The following is a 16974-nucleotide window of genomic DNA, read 5'->3' as shown; positions in this document are numbered from 1 at the left end:
AATCTAAAATTATATATACATAACTTTTTTATTCATACTCATGAAAATTAGTTTATATAGAGATAAAACAATTATTATATAGATTAAAACAGGATGTTTTTTTTTATAACAAATAACAACAATAAGGTAAGTGTTACTAAAAGGTAAAAATAGAAGTAATTATTTTTAAATTATGATAATGTAAAGGTATAACAAGGCTATGCATAGCTAATAAACTTAAAATTTAATTGTAAATCGTGAATTGTGAATTGAAGAAGGGGGACTTAAGCATGATAAAGGATAAAATTAAAATAGTTACTATAGGTGGAGGATCAAGTTACACTCCAGAATTAATTGAAGGATTTATAAAAAGAAAAGATGAATTGCCAATAAAAGAAATATATCTTGTAGATATAGAAGAAGGTAGAGAAAAATTAGAAATAGTAGGAGCAATGGCTCAAAGAATGGTTAAGGCAGCAGGTCTTGATTGGAAAGTAGTATTAACTCTAGACAGAAGAGATGCATTAAAAGGTGCTGATTTTGTTACTACTCAATTTAGAGTGGGTCTTTTAGATGCAAGAATAAAGGATGAAAGAATACCTTTAAGTCATGGAATAATTGGCCAGGAAACAAATGGGGCAGGAGGTATGTTTAAGGCATTCAGAACAATTCCAGTAATACTAGATATCATTGATGATATGAGAGAATTATGCCCAGATGCATGGCTTGTAAACTTTACTAATCCATCAGGAATGGTTACAGAAGCTGCCATTAAATACGGTGGATGGGAGAAGACTGTAGGTTTGTGCAATGTTCCAATAAACTGTATACATAGATGTGCAGAAGTTTTAAATAAGAATACAGAAGATTTAACATTTAAATTTGCGGGATTAAATCATTTCCATTGGCACAGAGTTTGGGATAAAGAAGGAAATGAAATAACTGAAGAATTAATAGGAAAATTGTATGATCCAGATCAAAAGCAAGAACAAGAAGATTCTGGTGTAGCCAATATAAAGGATATTAAATTTAACTATGAACAAGTTAAAGATTTAGGTATACTACCATGTCCATATCATAGATATTACTATATTACAGATGATATGTTAAAAGATGAACTTGAAGAATATAAGAAAGGTGAAACAAGAGCAGAGGTTGTTAAGAGAACTGAAGCTGAATTATTTGAATTATATAAGGATCCTAGTTTAGATTATAAACCAGAACAGCTAACCAAAAGAGGTGGAACACATTATAGTGATGCAGCTTGTGAGCTTATAGCTTCAATATTAAATGATAAGAAGACAAACATGGTAGTAAGTACAAAGAATAATGGTGCTATTCATGATTTACCATATGAATCAATTGTCGAAGTTTCAAGTATAATTACTTCAAGCGGTCCACAACCAATTAACTGGGGAAATTTTGATTCAGCACCAAGAGGAATGGTTCAAGTGATGAAAGCTATGGAAGAATTAACTATATCTGCAGCCGTTACAGGAAACTATGAAAGAGCACTTCAAGCATTCACAATTAATCCATTAGTACCAAGTGGTGAAATAGCAAAAGAATTATTAGATGAAATGCTAGTTGCACATAAAAAACACTTACCACAATTTGCAGATAAAATAGCAGAAATTGAAAATAAATAATTTAGAATAGACAATATGTATTTATCATATAAATACTTTTTTATAAGTAAGTCCTATAATATAAAATTTATATAAAAAGCATAGGTAGCCACTTTTTATGATATTATTTCATAAGATAGCTACCTATTCTTTTTTTATAAAAAATGAAACACATATATGCTGTGTTTCGTTTTTTTTATTTAAAATAAAACACATTGAATAGAATAAATAATGAAGTTCAATAGATGTAAGCCTAGAAATATAGGGGATAAAGAAAAAATAATGATTTTATAGAAAGTTGGCACGAATATTGCTATATAATATAGTATAAGATAAAACAAAACAATTTAAAATTCAAATTTAAACGTTTTAATAAATGTAAAAGATAATTTATATTATAGGAGATGATTTTTATGGTAACAATTAGATTATTTTGTGCAGCAGGAATGTCAACAAGTTTGTTAGTAAATAAGATGAAGGATGCAGCTAGCAAAAGAGGACTTGAAGCAGATATAGTGGCATTCCCAGAAAGCCAAATGCATGCAAATTTAGATGGCGTAGATGTAGCATTACTTGGACCACAAGTTGGGTACAGATTGGCATCAGCTAAAGAAATATGTGGACCTAAGGGAGTTCCGGTAGATGTTATTCCAATGGTTGACTATGGAATGATGAATGGTGAAAAAGTTTTAGACTTCGCTTTAAAATTAGCAGGCAAATAATAAGTAAATTATTATTGATACTTTACTATTATTATAAAATTCAAGTAAAAAGGGAATTATATTTTAAAAATATAATTCCTCTTTTACTTTATATATGCAAAGTGATAAAACGTAGTGTTTTATCATAAAACAAATAACATAAATCTGTAAGATGTCACTAAACAAGGTATATGGCACAATTCTTATTTATTAGATGGTATAATCAAATCAACTAAATAAGTATATTAATTAAGAATGGAGTTGTTTTTATGTTTCATAAAAAATTAAAAGAATTTCCTAAAAACTTTTTATGGGGAGCATCAACATCAGCTTATCAGGTTGAAGGTGCATCTTTAGAATATGGTAAGGGACCTTCGGTTCAAGATATTAAAGAAATACCAGAAGGAACGCCAGATTTTAAGGTTTCAAGTGACCACTATCATCATTATAAAGAAGACGTTGCATTATTTGCAGAAATGGGATTTAAAGCTTATAGATTTTCAATTTCATGGTCAAGACTTATTCCGAATGGAGTTGGAGAAATAAATTCACAAGGAATAGAATTCTATAGCAATTTAATAGATGAATGTTTAAAATACAATATACAGCCAATAGTTACAATGTATCATTTTGATTTACCAGCAGCACTTCAAACAAAAGGTGGATGGTCAAATAGAGAAACTATTGATGCATTTGTGAATTTTGCAAAAGTTATGTTCGAGAACTATGGTGACAGAGTTAAGTATTGGTTAACTATAAATGAACAAAATATGATGACTCTTGTTGGTGATGTTATTGGAACACTTGATGGAATTGAAACGGATAATGTTCAAAAGGAATTATACAAGCAAAACCATCATATGCTAATAGCTCAAGCAAAAGCTATGAAGCTATGTCATGAGATGTGTCCAAATGGTAAAATAGGACCTGCACCAAATATAAGTACTGTATATCCAGCAAGTTCAAAACCAGAAGACATACTTGCAGCAAGCAATTGTTCAGCAATAAGAAACTGGCTATATTTAGATATGGCTGTACATGGAAGATATAATGCAACAGCTTGGAGCTATATGGTTGAAAAAGGTATAGAGCCTACTATAGAAGAAGGTGATATGGAAGCTTTAAGAAGTGGTAAACCAGATTTTATAGCATTTAACTATTATAATACATCTACAGTAGAAGAATTCAAAGGTGAGATAACCAATGAAAGATCTGGCGGAGATCAACAAAGTGGACATGGTGAAAGTGGAATATTTAAAGGCGTTTCCAATCCAAACTTACAAAAGACTGAATTTGGTTGGGAAATAGATCCTGTAGGATTTAGAAATACATTAAGAGAAGTTTATGAAAGATATGCACTTCCAATAATTATAACTGAAAATGGTTTAGGCGCTTATGATAAACTTGAAGAAAATGATACTATAAATGATGATTACAGAATTGAATACTTAAGAAAGCACATTGAACAGGCACAATTAGCTATATCTGATGGAGTCGATTTAATTGGATACTGCCCTTGGTCAGCTATTGATTTAATAAGTACTCATGAAGGATTCAAAAAAAGATATGGATTTATATATGTTAACAGGGATGAATTTGATCTTAAGGATTTAAGAAGAATAAGAAAGAAGAGTTTCTTCTGGTATAAGAATGTAATCTCAACAAATGGAAAAGAGTTATAATAAATAACATTTAAAAGGATTGTGGACCTGGCTAAAGCAGAAATTATATTTCTATTTTTAGCAAGATCCATAATCCTTTTTTAAAATTATTTAATTAGTTTAACCTATTTTTTTAAGATTAATTCTGAATATTAATTGTATTTTTTAAGAATTAATCTTATATTTAAGGCTGTATTAATAGTATTAGTTATATAGAAGTTTTAATTAGCATTGTTAAAATACCAGATGGAAATAAAAGAATTTAATGTGAATTATCAATTAGAATATATTTTTTAGAAATAAAATATACAATTATTATAAAAAAATAGGGGAAAATTATTGAAAAAAGTAAAAATGCATAGTAATCTTATATTATAAAATAAATAAATGTTAATATATAGAAAAAAGTATGCTGAATTGGATAATATTTAAAATCATACTAAAAAAGAAAGGGGAAAATATAAAACTTATGAAAAGAAGCTTTTTAAAAAAAATTATTGCAATGTCTATAATGGTTAGTACAGTTTTAATGCCAATTAGTGCAAATGCAGAATGGAAACAAGATTCTAATGGCTGGTGGAATACAGAAGGTGGTTCATGGTCTGTAGGTTGGAGAAATATAAATAATAACTGGTATTATTTTAATCCAAGTACAGGATATATGCAGACTGGATGGATTAATGACAATGGAACTTGGTATTTTGCAAGTCAAGATGGTGCTATGAAAACTGGATGGATTAATGATAATGGAACTTGGTATTTTACAAATCAAGATGGTACTATGCAGACTGGTACAGTAGAAGTAGATGGAAATATATATTGTTTGGCAAATAATGGTGCTATGTTAAAAGGAAATGTAATGATAGATGGCAAGGTATATACTTTTGATGAGAGTGGAAAGAACATAAGTAATGAAGAACCGAAAGTAAGCAAAGTATTTACTAAAGACGAATCTGGTTCAATTAAAGAAAGTACAAATAATGTGAATGGAGATACATCTAATAGTACAAGCAACACAGATAATACTTCATCAAGTACTTCAAACTCATCAAGCAGTTCAAGTTCATCAAGTAGTTCAAGCTCAAGTAAGCCCAAAACTACAAAAATTGATAAGATCGAAACTGTAACAAATGGAGTTATAAAAGTTTACTTAAATAATGCAACATCTAAAACTCTAGATAAAGAAGCATTTGCTATATCATGCCCAGGCTTTAATGATATGACAATTTTTAGTGTTGAAACTCCAACAGGAAAAGATAAGAATAAAGTGTATACTTTAAAAACTGCTTATTATGATGACAAAATATATACATTACATATTACATTACCATCAGGAAAGACTATAGATAAAGATTTTGAAAGTAAATATGATTGTCCATTAATAACAAATCAAAAGGTTAGAAGATTAAGTGATGATGTAGCAGATTTAAGTTATATTTCTGATGCAGAAGGAATATTCTATTATGTTTTAACTGAAGACAAGCCAAGCAGAAGCTTCTTTTCATCAAATGCTAATTTGACTGTTAATGATATATTAGATTTAGGATCACAATCAAAAATGAAGGTTGGAAGCAATAAAGTTGATATATCAAATTTAGAAAAAGGTCGCTCATATACAATACAATATGTAGCTCAAGATGTAGAGGGAAAAGTTACACCGATAAAAACTGAAACTATAAGTTCAGAAGTAATTTCTGACTCTCAAAGTTCTGAAATTCAAATAGAGGATATAAAGCCTAATAAAGAAATAATTCCAGGTGATGTTTTTGCCTCAAAATATTGGTTTACATTTGAACTTAATAAAGCTACAGATAAGCCGCTTAACATAGAGAATTTTGTAGTTACATGTCCAAAAGGAACTTTGACATTAGGGAATGTTGAAACAAAAGATAACAAAGCTTATAATGTATACATGAAATCAGGACACATTCCTTTTGATAAGACTTCATTTACAGGAAGAATAACTTTTGAGGATGGTACTACTGCAGAAAAAGACTTTTATGTAGATTTATCTGCGCCTACTACTCTAAGAAAATCTATTTCTAGAACAACAGAGGATGCTGTACAATTAGAACTTAGATTTGATGAAGGTGGTACAATATATTACTCTATATTAGATCATGTTTCAGAAGATACAAGTGTAAAAGATCCGAGTGATATTTATGAAAATGGAACTAAGGAAGATATTAGTTATGGTACAAATATAATTAATATAGAAGATAAAGATATTGCAGATGGAAAATATATTGCTTGGGCAACAGAAGATGAATATAAAAATAGATCATTATACTTTGAATATATAAAAATTCCAGAGTATAAAGAAGAAGAAAATAAACCAGAAGAAGAAAAACTGAAAATAATAGATGCAGAAGCAAATATAGATGACGAGGGATACCCATATGTTCAATTTAGATTAAATAAAGTTGTAAATATTTTTTCTGATATAACAAGTAAAGAAATAACAAATCTTAGTGGAAAGGCAACATTTGATTTTGTAGATCCTATTAATGGGGCTATGGATAGCGATATTATTAGAATGACGATTATGAATGGAGTAAAAATTAATAAAGGTAAGCACCAAATAATATTAACAGTTAATGGTGAAAGAATAGTATATGAATTTGAAACAACTGAAGAAATAGGTTAATAAATATTTGTATTTATTAACTAAATTATAAAAGACTACTAATTTTGAATTAGTGGTCTTTTATAATTTAAGTACTGAATTTCCTGAAAATTATATATATGTTGCAATTACTTTTATACATTTTGTATGCTGGTATTTACTTAGCCTGTAAACATATTAAATGAAATTTTATTATTGAAACATATATATTAAAAATAAATAAGTATTGAAATTAAGTGTTTTAAATATACTTATATCTAAAAAGTATACTTACAATTTATAATAGATATTATTTTGGTAATCAATACTAAAACAATACGTTATAGAAAAAAACAAATGACTACTTCTAATTATACGTTACTAAAACTTGAATTGATGAGAAAAAGGAAGTCCATTATGTTATAGTAAAGTTAGGTAATTAATAGTGCAATTTGAAGTTATGGGGGGATTAAAATGAAAGATGTAAAATCTTTTATTAAAAGTGTAATAGGCCTTTCAACTGCAGCAATTGTGATAAATGGTGGATGGAGAATATTTGTAAACATATTTGGAGCCAAGGGTGGCTGGATTTCAGCTTTGACTCTCACAGGAAGTATGTGGTATATAAATCACTATTTAGGGTTAACAAAAAATAAGGAAAATGCAGTATTTATTGATATGGGAGTTGTTGTAGGACTGTCTCTAATAACTAGAGATATTATACTTAATGGAATCAGTAGTCTTAAAAGCTCATTTCCTACATTAATTTGTGTATCTATTGGTGGAATAATAGCTGGAATAGTTGGTGGATGCATACAAAAAAATAAAAAGACAGGTGAATCTTAAATGACTTATGGGGAAGTATTATCAACTATATTTGGAAGTGCAATATTTGGAATATTAGTAATATTATTTTGGAGAAAATTTGTAGATAAATTAGGATCACCTGGAGGATTTATAGCTGCTTTAATCATACCAGGAACTATGTGGGTATTAAATCATGGCATAGAGAATTCATTAATAAAGCAAAGTGGAAGTGTCTGGATTGATATGGCGATATCAGTTGGAATTGCTATGCTTATATCATCTAAGATACAAGGGGGAAAAATAAAAGAAGCCCAAGGTACATTAATTGCAGTAATAGTAGCTACAGTGTTAAGTGGATACGTTTTAACAGTAATAAATTAATAATTTGGATGCATCATAGTATGATAGGAAGAATTGCAGCAACATTAACGACATTAGGATTTTTACCACAAGTAATTCAGGTGGTAAAAACTAAAGATACAGAAGCAATATCACTTGGTATGTATTTTATGACTACTATAGGAATATTTCTTTGGGCTGTTTATGGAATGATTAATAAAGATATACCAGTACTCATGGCTAATTCTATATCATTTATATCAGCGAGTATAATACTATATCATAAAATTAGATACAATAAAAAATATAGTTAATTAATAAAACTTAATTTATAGATAAATCACAGCTAGAAAAGGAGAATTAATTATGGCATTTAGTAAAGATTTTTTATGGGGTGGAGCTGTAGCAGCACACCAACTAGAAGGTGGATGGAATGAAGGCGGAAAAGGTCCTAGTACAGCAGATGTTATGACTGCAGGTGCACATGGAGTTCCAAGAAAAATAACAGATGGAGTTATTGAAGGATTGAATTATCCAAATCATGAAGCAATAGATTTTTATCATAGATATAAAGAGGACATAGCATTATTTGCAGAAATGGGATTCAAATGCTTTAGAACATCAATAGCGTGGTCAAGAATATTCCCAAATGGAGATGAACTTGAACCAAATGAAGAAGGATTAAAATTCTATGATGACATGTTTGATGAGATGCTTAAATATGGCATTGAACCAGTAATAACATTATCACACTTTGAAATTCCATATGGAATATACAAAAACTATGGCAGCTGGAGAAACAGAAAAGTTATAGATATGTTTGTAAGATATGCTACAACTGTTATGGAAAGATACAAGGATAAAGTTAAGTATTGGATGACTTTTAATGAAATAAATAATCAAAAACAAACAGGAGTAGATATATTCGCTTGGACTTGTTCAGCAGTTCAATTTGAAGAAGAAGATAATAGAGAAGAAGTAATGTATCAAGCAGCCCATCATGAATTAGTTGCAAGTGCATTAGTTGTTAAGAAAGGTCATGAAATAAATCCTAATTTTAAGATTGGATGTATGGTTTCATTTGTTCCAATATATCCATACTCATGTAATCCAGATGATATGATGCTTTCAGTAGAATCAATGCGTGATAGATATTTCTTCAGTGATGTTCATGCAAGAGGACATTATGGTTCATATGCTATTAAGGAATGGGAAAGAAAGGGCTATAACATAAAAATGGAACCAGAAGATGCTAAGATTTTAGCAGAAGGAACTGTTGATTATATTGGATTTAGTTACTATATGTCAAATGCAGTTAAATCTGATGCTGAGAATACTGAAGATTTATTATCTGGACATTCTGCAAGCGTTAAGAATCCTTATGTTAAGGCAAGTGATTGGGGATGGCAAATTGATCCAGTGGGATTAAGATATTCATTAAACACATTATATGAAAGATATGAACTTCCACTTTTTATTGTTGAAAATGGATTTGGAGCAATAGATGTTAAAGAAGAAGATGGAACATGTAACGACGATTACAGAATTGATTATTTAGCAGCTCATATTAGAGAAATGAAAAAGGCAATTGAACTTGATGGTGTTGATTTAATGGGATATACTCCATGGGGATGCATAGATTTAGTATCATTCACTACTGGAGAAATGAAGAAACGTTATGGATTTATCTATGTTGATAAAGATAATGATGGTAATGGAACTTTAAATAGAAGCAAGAAAAAATCATTTGATTGGTATAAGAAAGTTATAGTTACAAATGGTGAAGAACTTTAATAGATAACAGCAAAATAAATTAATATTTTATAATAAATCATGTTTATATCTTAGATGAAACAATATATGTACTTAAACAAGTATTTATAAAAAATTAGCCTATAGATTAGATTTTAATTATCTAGTCTATAGACTTTTTTACTTTGGAGTGTTTCTATGTACTGGTAAGCAATATGTTTATTTTATTAAAAATAAAATGCTAGATACATCAGAAAAATTATAATAATGAAACCAAAATTTGTAAAAGTAACAGATTGTATTTTCTTATATATTTTTTATATGATAATTGAGTTTATCGGCAATGTAGATAGATTTACGTAAACGAATCCATCTGAATTCTATCGATAAGTTAACATTGCTTTAGTATCGGTTATGAAGTACTTTAGCAATATTTTCAATTATATACATTACAGGAACTTGTGTAGTTATATCTGCTATTCCGACTTTTTCTTGATGTATGTAATATGAAATATTTAAATCAGATATTTTGGAAATTGTACAATTTTCGCTGTTAGTTATGCTGACAATTGAACAATTTTCTCTTTTAAAATTATTAATTAAATTTATAACAGATTGAGTTTCTCCTGATACTGATAAAACTATAATGACACAATTTTCATATGTCTTATAATTTGTTGGAAAATATGGATCATCAATATAAGTGGCAAATTTACCAATAGCTGAAAAATATCTAGCAGCATATTTGCAAATTATACCTGATGTTCCAGAACCTAAAAATACAAGATTGCTTGATGAATTTATTAATTCACATATAGTTTCAATTTTTTCATCAAGCTCTTCAGTATTTAGTTTTTTGAAGTAATCAATAATTATTGATTTATCGCCATTAACTTTCTTATTATCATTATTTTCAATGTATAGTTTTAATTTTACTTTAAATTCAGAGTAACCGTTACAATTAAGCTTTTTACAAAATCTTAATATAGTTGTTGTTGAAACATGAGCTTCATCAGCCAATTCTCTAATTCTCATATAGACTACTTTTTCTATGTTTTTCATTATATATCTGTATAGCATTAGCTCTAGGTCATTCAAGTTTTTTATTATTTCATTACTAAACATAATAATCAACCTTTCTCATTATAATGATCAATTACGTTAATTATATCATTAACATAAGTTGATGTCTTTATTTAGAAGAGAAATGTTGTATTAAATAACATATATCATTGTCAGTGAATTCAATGTTATACTTATTTCTTATGAATATGATACTTTCTTTTATTATATTATAAAGAGAAAAGTTTTCTTTTATATAATTTTCCTTATTAGGATATACCACAGTTTTCTCATTATTTCTAAGCCTTCCAATAAGGAATGATAGATGAAGTGTTATACCAACAAGCTTTTCAGAAGTTAAATGAATGGAAAGCTTAGTTTGTAGTTCAGATAAAAATAAATTAATATCATCGGTTAACTCCGTTCCTGAAATGTTTGGAATATTTTCATTCAGTATCATAGGAATATTTGATAGTGCTATTTTAGTATTAATTAAATTCTGCATTTCATTTAATGATTTACCACTAATGGTGTCAGACATAGAAAATTGTTTAACTCCTAAAGAATCCACAGGAAAAGAGGATACTAAAAATAGGACCTCATTGTAATATTCGTAATTATGAACCATCTCTATAAAATCATTTTTATCAAGGCAGTTTAAACATATTATATCAATTAAATCTTTAGGATATTGTAAATTTACAGTTAAGAAATCTTTTATAGCAGCAGAGCCACCTTCACCAGTTAAACAGGCTGTGATAATTAAGCGTTTGTTACTTGGAACAGAATGATTATTTAAATTCTTATGTAATTGTAAGTAAGAATTAATCATAATTACATCATTATAAATTTCATTTAAGGATAATCCAAGTAATGCTTTACGTGTGGCTTCTAAAACATGTAGAGTTGAAGCTAGTGATATAATTTTTAATTTGACACCTAACTCATCACGAATTGTATCTGCAAAGGTTAATAAAGAGCCCATGTCAACTAGTAATAAGTATCCTGAATCAGATGGATTTTCATTTATAATAAGTTTTAAATGATCAAGGACCTTTGATGGGGGGATATCTATTGGTGCATTAATTGGAATAGCATAGTTCTCACCAAGTAAAGTATTAACTACATTACACATAGAAGTAGCTGTTGATTCACCGTGAGCAATTAAAATTATTTTAACCTTATCAGGAATATTATTTTTTATAGTAACATCAGGTATTAAAAATAATGTAATATATCCAGCTTCATCAATTGGAATTGGTCGATGCAAAAAGTCTTCTAACATTTTTTTTACTTCTAATGCAATAGAAAATTCCACTGGATACAAATTTCGTATTTTATCTAGATTAGGGTTATTTATCATTTTTCTGCTATGAACTCTTTCAATTAAGGTATTAACATGAAGAGCAAATGCTGTATAAAGATTGTTATCAAATGTTAAACTCAGATTCTCAGAAATATAAGATACAATATCATCATAGCATTCTAGTACATCTGGAGAAATTATTGTCAAAAGATTTTTTTTATTAAAATCTTTTGATATCATAGAAAAATTGTTTTGAAAGTGTTTTGCAATATCTTTTTCTAGTATATTTTCAATATCTATATCAGAAATATCAAGAGATTTTAATTTTTCTAGCTTATTTTCAATAAAATCATATATGGTATTTTCATTGCTACTAAATAATTCATCATTATCTGTATTATTTCCATTAAATCTGAAAAATTCGATTTCTTCACTCATTAAATTATTCCATAATACTCTATGCTCCTTTTCCTTATAAAGACCTTCCTTTATATAAGATGGAAGGGTGCTGCTATTGATTCTAACATCAATTCTTACATTAGTTAAAAATTCAGAGTATGCTTTTGCACAAAGCATTTGAACATCACTTTTCAATTGTCCTATATTATTTGTACATTCATAGGAAAGCAATGCCCTAAGAGTATTTAATGATACATATAATTCTTTATTTAAACGAATACTTTCATGCTTAAAAAAGCTTTTTATCAGAAATAAACGCTCTTCTAGGGTTCTATCTTTAAGAGAAGGAATATTTATTATAATAGGAATTCTTCTTCTAAATGTATTTAAAAGTGCAGAGCTAGGATCTTCGGTTGTTGCGGAAATTATTAAAACATCAGAAGATCTAGTTTGAGAATCGCCAATACGTCTAAAGTTTCCGGTATCTAAAAATATAAATAATGCTTCTTGGCCCTCAGGTGGTAATCTATGGACTTCATCTAAAAAAAGTATTCCACCATTAGCTTGTTCTATAAGACCTTCTTTATCACTTTCAGCACCAGTATAGGCCCCCTTTTTTACCCCAAAAAGCTGTGAGGTTAATAGTTGAGGATTATTAGAGTAATCAGCACAGTTAAATGTAATAAAAGGAGAATCTTCAGATTTTACATTCATTTCTATGGCGTAATTATGCATAAGTGAAGCAAACATTGATTTACCAACACCAGTTTCACCCAAAATCAAACAATTCATTCCTTTTGGAGGGTAAAGAATAGATGCTTTAGCTTGTTCAATTGCAGGTTTTAATGAGATATTATTTTTAGATAATAAATCTAATTGTGAATCATTATTTGATTTTTTTTGGGAAGCTAAGAAGTATAATACAGGCCTCCCAGTAGATTTTATTAGTTTACCCTCTTTACACAATTCATTTAGTTCATGACTAAGATTTGCTCTAGACATGTTCGCTATTTCGGATAAACTTTTCGTATCTATTCCTTCTGAAAATTGCAATTGGAGAAATTTTTGATATATTAACTCTTTCTTTGTCATTTGGAACCTCCATGAAATATTAAATTCATTGATAACTATTACATTACATGAAAATAATAACATAATTTAAATTAAAAGGTCAATTATAAATATTTTAGTGTTTAAATATATGACTAAAATTTAAAACACTAAAATATTCTCACACACACTAAAAAGAAACTAGAAACACTAAAAAATACGTTATAAATTATAAAATTTATAACAAAATAATAATATTGGACAAGTATAGAAATACCGAGACTTTTAAATAAATTGCTATTAAAAAATAAACACAGTGGATAGTGTTTGGCACATGAATTGCTCTATATATGAGTGTAAGAAGCGATAGAAGAAACTAGGAGGTATAGTAATGGAACCATTAGAATTAGCAATAATGAACATAATAATAAATGCAGGAGATTGTAAGAATCATGCATATATGGCATTAGGTAAAGTAAATGAAGGTAAGTATGATGAAGCAGATGAAGAAATAAAATTAGCTAATGAAGCATTATCAAAAGCTCATGATTCTCAGACAGAAATGCTTCAAAAAGAAGCAGCAGGAGAAAAGGTTGATTTTTCTATATTGTTTGTACATGCTCAAGATCATTTAATGACAGCAATTACTGAAAAAAATTTAATAGAGCAAATTATGGAGTTAAGAAAAATAATAAACACATTAGCTAAATAATTAATTAAATCAATAATAACAATAAAATGATAGTCTATTAAATATATTATATATAAAAATAAAAGGGAGGAATTAAATATGACAAAGATTAAATTATTTTGCGCATCAGGAATGTCAACAAGTGTATTAGTAAGCAAAATGAGGGAAGCAGCTAAAGCAAAGGGAGTAGAATGTGAGATAAATGCATATCCAGAATCTCAAATTGATCAACATTTAGATAGTATGGATGTAGCATTACTTGGACCACAAGTAGCTTACACACTATCAAAAGTAAAGGAAAAATGTGACCCAGCTGGTGTACCAGTTGAAGTTATTCCTATGATTGATTATGGAATGATGAATGGGGCAAAAGTATTAGAATTAGCTCTAAAGCTAGTTAAATAATTATTAATCAACTATACCAATGAAAAAATATTTCTAAGAATCATAAAAAATTGAGGTAGGCGAATGTATTCTTGGAAGTAAAGGGGTTAAGGGGTAGATATCATATAAGGGATAATAATAACAAATTATTTATTTGTAATTATTTATAAAAAATTTAAATTATATTTTAAAGGAGGAATTTATCATGTCTTTTAATCAAACATTAAACGAAAAAGTAGTTCCAGTTATAATGAAATTCGTTAACATGAAAGGTATTATAGCTTTAAAAGATGGTATGCTTTACACATTACCATTAAACATTGTTGGATCGTTATTTTTATTAATAGCTGCTTTTCCATTGGAATCATTCACTAACTTTATGGCAAATACATTTGGTCCAAACTGGAATGATCCATTATACAAATGTCAAGGTGCTACAATGAATATAATGGCACTTGTAGGTCTTATAGGTATGGCTTATGTTTATGCAAGAAATGAAGGCGTTGAGCCAATGTCAGCTTCAACAATTGCATTAAGTACTTATTTAATTCTTAATAATAATTTTGTTATGTTCACTCCAGAAGGCGCTACAGAATCTGTACAAGTTGGAAGCGTAATTCCAATGACATGGACTGGTGGACAAGGTATGTTTACAGCTATATTAGTTTCTTTATCTGTTGCAGCAATATATGCTTGGTTTATCCACAAGGATATAAGAATTAAAATGCCAGAAGGTGTGCCAGAAGGTGTTGTTAACTCTTTCTCAGCATTAATTCCAGCAGCTGCAATCCTTATAGGTGCAACTTTGATTTATGGAATATTCAAATTTGGATTTAATACTTCATTACCAGAAATGATTTATAAGTTTGTACAAACACCATTACAAGGAGCTTCAGATTCGTTAGGTGGAGCAATGTTAATCGCATTCTTCGTTCCATTTTTATGGTTCTTTGGAATTCATGGGGGAGTTACTGTTGGTGGAATGGTTGGTACTTTATTGACAGCTAACACTATGGACAATGCAGCTTTACAAGCAGCAGGTACATTAGATTTAGCTCACGGTGCTCACATAGTTACACAGCAATTCCTTGACAACTTTATCAACTTATCAGGTTCTGGTCAAACAATAGGTATAGTTATATTTATGTGTTTCCTAGCAAAATCAGCTCAATTTAAGCAACTAGGTAAATTATCAGCACCATCAGCTTTATTTAACATTAATGAACCAATATTATTTGGTACTCCAATAGTAATGAACCCAATAATAGGTGTTCCATTTATAGCAGTACCAGTTGTAAATGCAATATTATTATACTTAGCAATTAGTACTGGAATACTTCCTCCAATGGGTGGACAATTACCACCATGGACAACTCCACCAATACTTTCAGGTTTCATTTTAGGTGGATTTAAATATGCTTTAGCACAAGCAGTATTATTGGCAGTTGGATTTGTTATCTACTTCCCATTCATTAAGAAGATAGATACAATGAACTATCAACAAGAACTTGATGCAGTAAATGGAGTTCAAGCTTAATTAAAGCCCTTTTATTAACAATTTAAAATATATTAAGATTAAATTTCTAAAAGTAAAGTCCTATGTTTGAAAAAACACAGGGCTTTATTTTTAAATTTAAAATTATGAAGTGATAAATGAGCCACCGTTTATATGAAGAACTTCGCCAGTAACATAAGTTGAATCGTCAGAAGCTAAATATACATATGCAGGAGCAAGTTCAACAGGTTGACCAGCTCTTCCAATAGGGGTATCAGTACCAAATGTTGTTATATACTCAGCAGAGAAACTTGAAGGCTGCAGAGGGGTCCATATAGGACCTGGAGCAACAGCATTAACATTTATTCCTTGGGAAATAAGTGAAAGAGCCAGTGATCTGGTGAATGTGACTATAGCACCTTTAGTTGCTGAATAATCAATAAGAAGCTTATGCCCTTTATAAGCAGTAACAGATGCTGTATTAATTATTTTGGAACCTCTTTTAAGATATTTTAATGCAGCTTTAGTAAGATAAAACATTGAAAATATATTTGTGCGGAAGGTATCTTCAAGCTGTTTTGATGAGATGTCTTCTAATTTGTTTTGAGGATATTGAACGCCTGCATTATTAACTAATATATCTAAATGTCCAAATTTAGAAATTGTATTTTCTATTACTTGGCTGCAAAACTTTTCATCTTTTATATCTCCTGAAAACAGAATACATTTTTTACCTAAAGACTCAACATAATTTTTGGTATCAATTGCATCTTTATGCTCATCGAGATATACAATAACTATGTGTGAACCTTCTTTTGCAAATGCTACAGATACAGCTCTTCCAATACCACTGTCTCCTCCAGTGATTACAGAAACTTTATTAGTTAATTTGTTACTTCCTTTATAGTTGGGATCATCGAAAATAGGAGGTGGGTTCATTAAGTACTCAAGTCCAGGTTGCTTATTTTGGTGTTGTGGTAAAAAAGAAATTGGCTTTTTTTTACATTCCTCTTTGTATCCTAAATATTTATATTTAAAAGACAAATTTAATCCTCCATATATATTAATCTAATAAAATATATGCAGAGGATTAAACTCTAAATACTTAACAACAA

The 16974-nt window shown here is 29.0% G+C and carries 14 protein-coding genes; 11 read left to right on the top strand and 3 right to left on the bottom strand.

What is annotated here, in order from left to right:
- The first annotated feature begins 269 nt into the window (after positions 1 to 269).
- The 8 genes from CNEONATNEC86_RS18690 (at position 270) to CNEONATNEC86_RS18655 (ending at position 9514) form a co-directional block, all read left to right on the top strand.
- Positions 270 to 1628 carry a 6-phospho-beta-glucosidase gene (locus CNEONATNEC86_RS18690; RefSeq protein ID WP_159136615.1) on the top strand — a complete coding sequence of 453 codons (1359 nt, stop codon included), beginning with the start codon at positions 270 to 272 and terminating at the stop codon, positions 1626 to 1628.
- Positions 1629 to 2020: 392 nt separating this feature from the next.
- A complete protein-coding gene (locus tag CNEONATNEC86_RS18685; RefSeq protein ID WP_058296653.1) occupies positions 2021 to 2329 on the top strand; it encodes a PTS sugar transporter subunit IIB in 309 nt (102 codons plus the stop codon).
- Between the two features lie 248 nt (positions 2330 to 2577).
- A complete protein-coding gene (locus tag CNEONATNEC86_RS18680) occupies positions 2578 to 3990 on the top strand; it encodes a glycoside hydrolase family 1 protein (protein WP_159116964.1) in 1413 nt (470 codons plus the stop codon).
- A 448-nt stretch (positions 3991 to 4438) separates the two neighbouring features.
- Positions 4439 to 6616 (top strand): N-acetylmuramoyl-L-alanine amidase family protein, encoded by a 2178-nt coding sequence (locus tag CNEONATNEC86_RS21355; protein WP_200848547.1) that lies wholly within the window; start codon positions 4439 to 4441, stop codon positions 6614 to 6616.
- 432 nt (positions 6617 to 7048) lie between these two features.
- On the top strand, positions 7049 to 7420 hold the full coding sequence (locus tag CNEONATNEC86_RS18670) for a Lin0368 family putative glycerol transporter subunit (protein ID WP_058296650.1): 372 nt from the start codon (positions 7049 to 7051) through the stop codon (positions 7418 to 7420).
- Positions 7421 to 7762 carry a Lin0368 family putative glycerol transporter subunit gene (locus CNEONATNEC86_RS18665; RefSeq protein ID WP_058296649.1) on the top strand — a complete coding sequence of 114 codons (342 nt, stop codon included), beginning with the start codon at positions 7421 to 7423 and terminating at the stop codon, positions 7760 to 7762.
- A gap of 20 nt (positions 7763 to 7782) precedes the next feature.
- Complete coding sequence (locus CNEONATNEC86_RS18660) at positions 7783 to 8034, top strand: SemiSWEET transporter (RefSeq protein WP_159136614.1); 252 nt, start codon at positions 7783 to 7785, stop codon at positions 8032 to 8034.
- A gap of 52 nt (positions 8035 to 8086) precedes the next feature.
- Positions 8087 to 9514, top strand: coding sequence for a 6-phospho-beta-glucosidase (locus CNEONATNEC86_RS18655; RefSeq protein ID WP_159136613.1), 1428 nt, complete (start codon positions 8087 to 8089; stop codon positions 9512 to 9514).
- A 360-nt stretch (positions 9515 to 9874) separates the two neighbouring features.
- Here CNEONATNEC86_RS18655 and CNEONATNEC86_RS18650 read toward each other — a convergent pair whose 3' ends face one another.
- The gene (locus CNEONATNEC86_RS18650; protein WP_125147614.1) at positions 9875 to 10597 is read right to left on the bottom strand and encodes a MurR/RpiR family transcriptional regulator; all 723 of its coding nucleotides are present in this window, start codon (positions 10595 to 10597) and stop codon (positions 9875 to 9877) included.
- Positions 10598 to 10664: 67 nt separating this feature from the next.
- Positions 10665 to 13331 carry a sigma-54-dependent transcriptional regulator gene (locus tag CNEONATNEC86_RS18645; protein ID WP_159136612.1) on the bottom strand — a complete coding sequence of 889 codons (2667 nt, stop codon included), beginning with the start codon at positions 13329 to 13331 and terminating at the stop codon, positions 10665 to 10667.
- A 349-nt stretch (positions 13332 to 13680) separates the two neighbouring features.
- Between CNEONATNEC86_RS18645 and CNEONATNEC86_RS18640 the strand changes: the two genes are divergently transcribed.
- From CNEONATNEC86_RS18640 to CNEONATNEC86_RS18630, 3 genes are all read left to right on the top strand, one after another.
- Positions 13681 to 14001, top strand: a complete 321-nt coding sequence (locus CNEONATNEC86_RS18640; protein WP_058296644.1) for a PTS lactose/cellobiose transporter subunit IIA — start codon at positions 13681 to 13683, stop codon at positions 13999 to 14001.
- A gap of 78 nt (positions 14002 to 14079) precedes the next feature.
- The gene (locus tag CNEONATNEC86_RS18635) at positions 14080 to 14385 is read left to right on the top strand and encodes a PTS sugar transporter subunit IIB (protein WP_058296643.1); all 306 of its coding nucleotides are present in this window, start codon (positions 14080 to 14082) and stop codon (positions 14383 to 14385) included.
- 184 nt (positions 14386 to 14569) lie between these two features.
- Positions 14570 to 15901: a PTS sugar transporter subunit IIC gene (locus tag CNEONATNEC86_RS18630; protein WP_125147612.1), complete on the top strand. Its 1332-nt coding sequence runs from the start codon at positions 14570 to 14572 to the stop codon at positions 15899 to 15901.
- A 102-nt stretch (positions 15902 to 16003) separates the two neighbouring features.
- Here the strand turns inward: CNEONATNEC86_RS18630 and CNEONATNEC86_RS18625 are convergent, their stop codons facing one another.
- Complete coding sequence (locus tag CNEONATNEC86_RS18625) at positions 16004 to 16903, bottom strand: SDR family oxidoreductase (protein WP_159136611.1); 900 nt, start codon at positions 16901 to 16903, stop codon at positions 16004 to 16006.
- Positions 16904 to 16974 lie beyond the last annotated feature (71 nt).

Origin of the sequence: Clostridium neonatale, from assembly GCF_900465025.1 — a bacterium.
Classification (GTDB): domain Bacteria; phylum Bacillota; class Clostridia; order Clostridiales; family Clostridiaceae; genus Clostridium; species Clostridium neonatale.
Note: the sequence above shows the minus strand (reverse complement) of the source record. Positions and strands in the feature narration are given on the sequence as shown.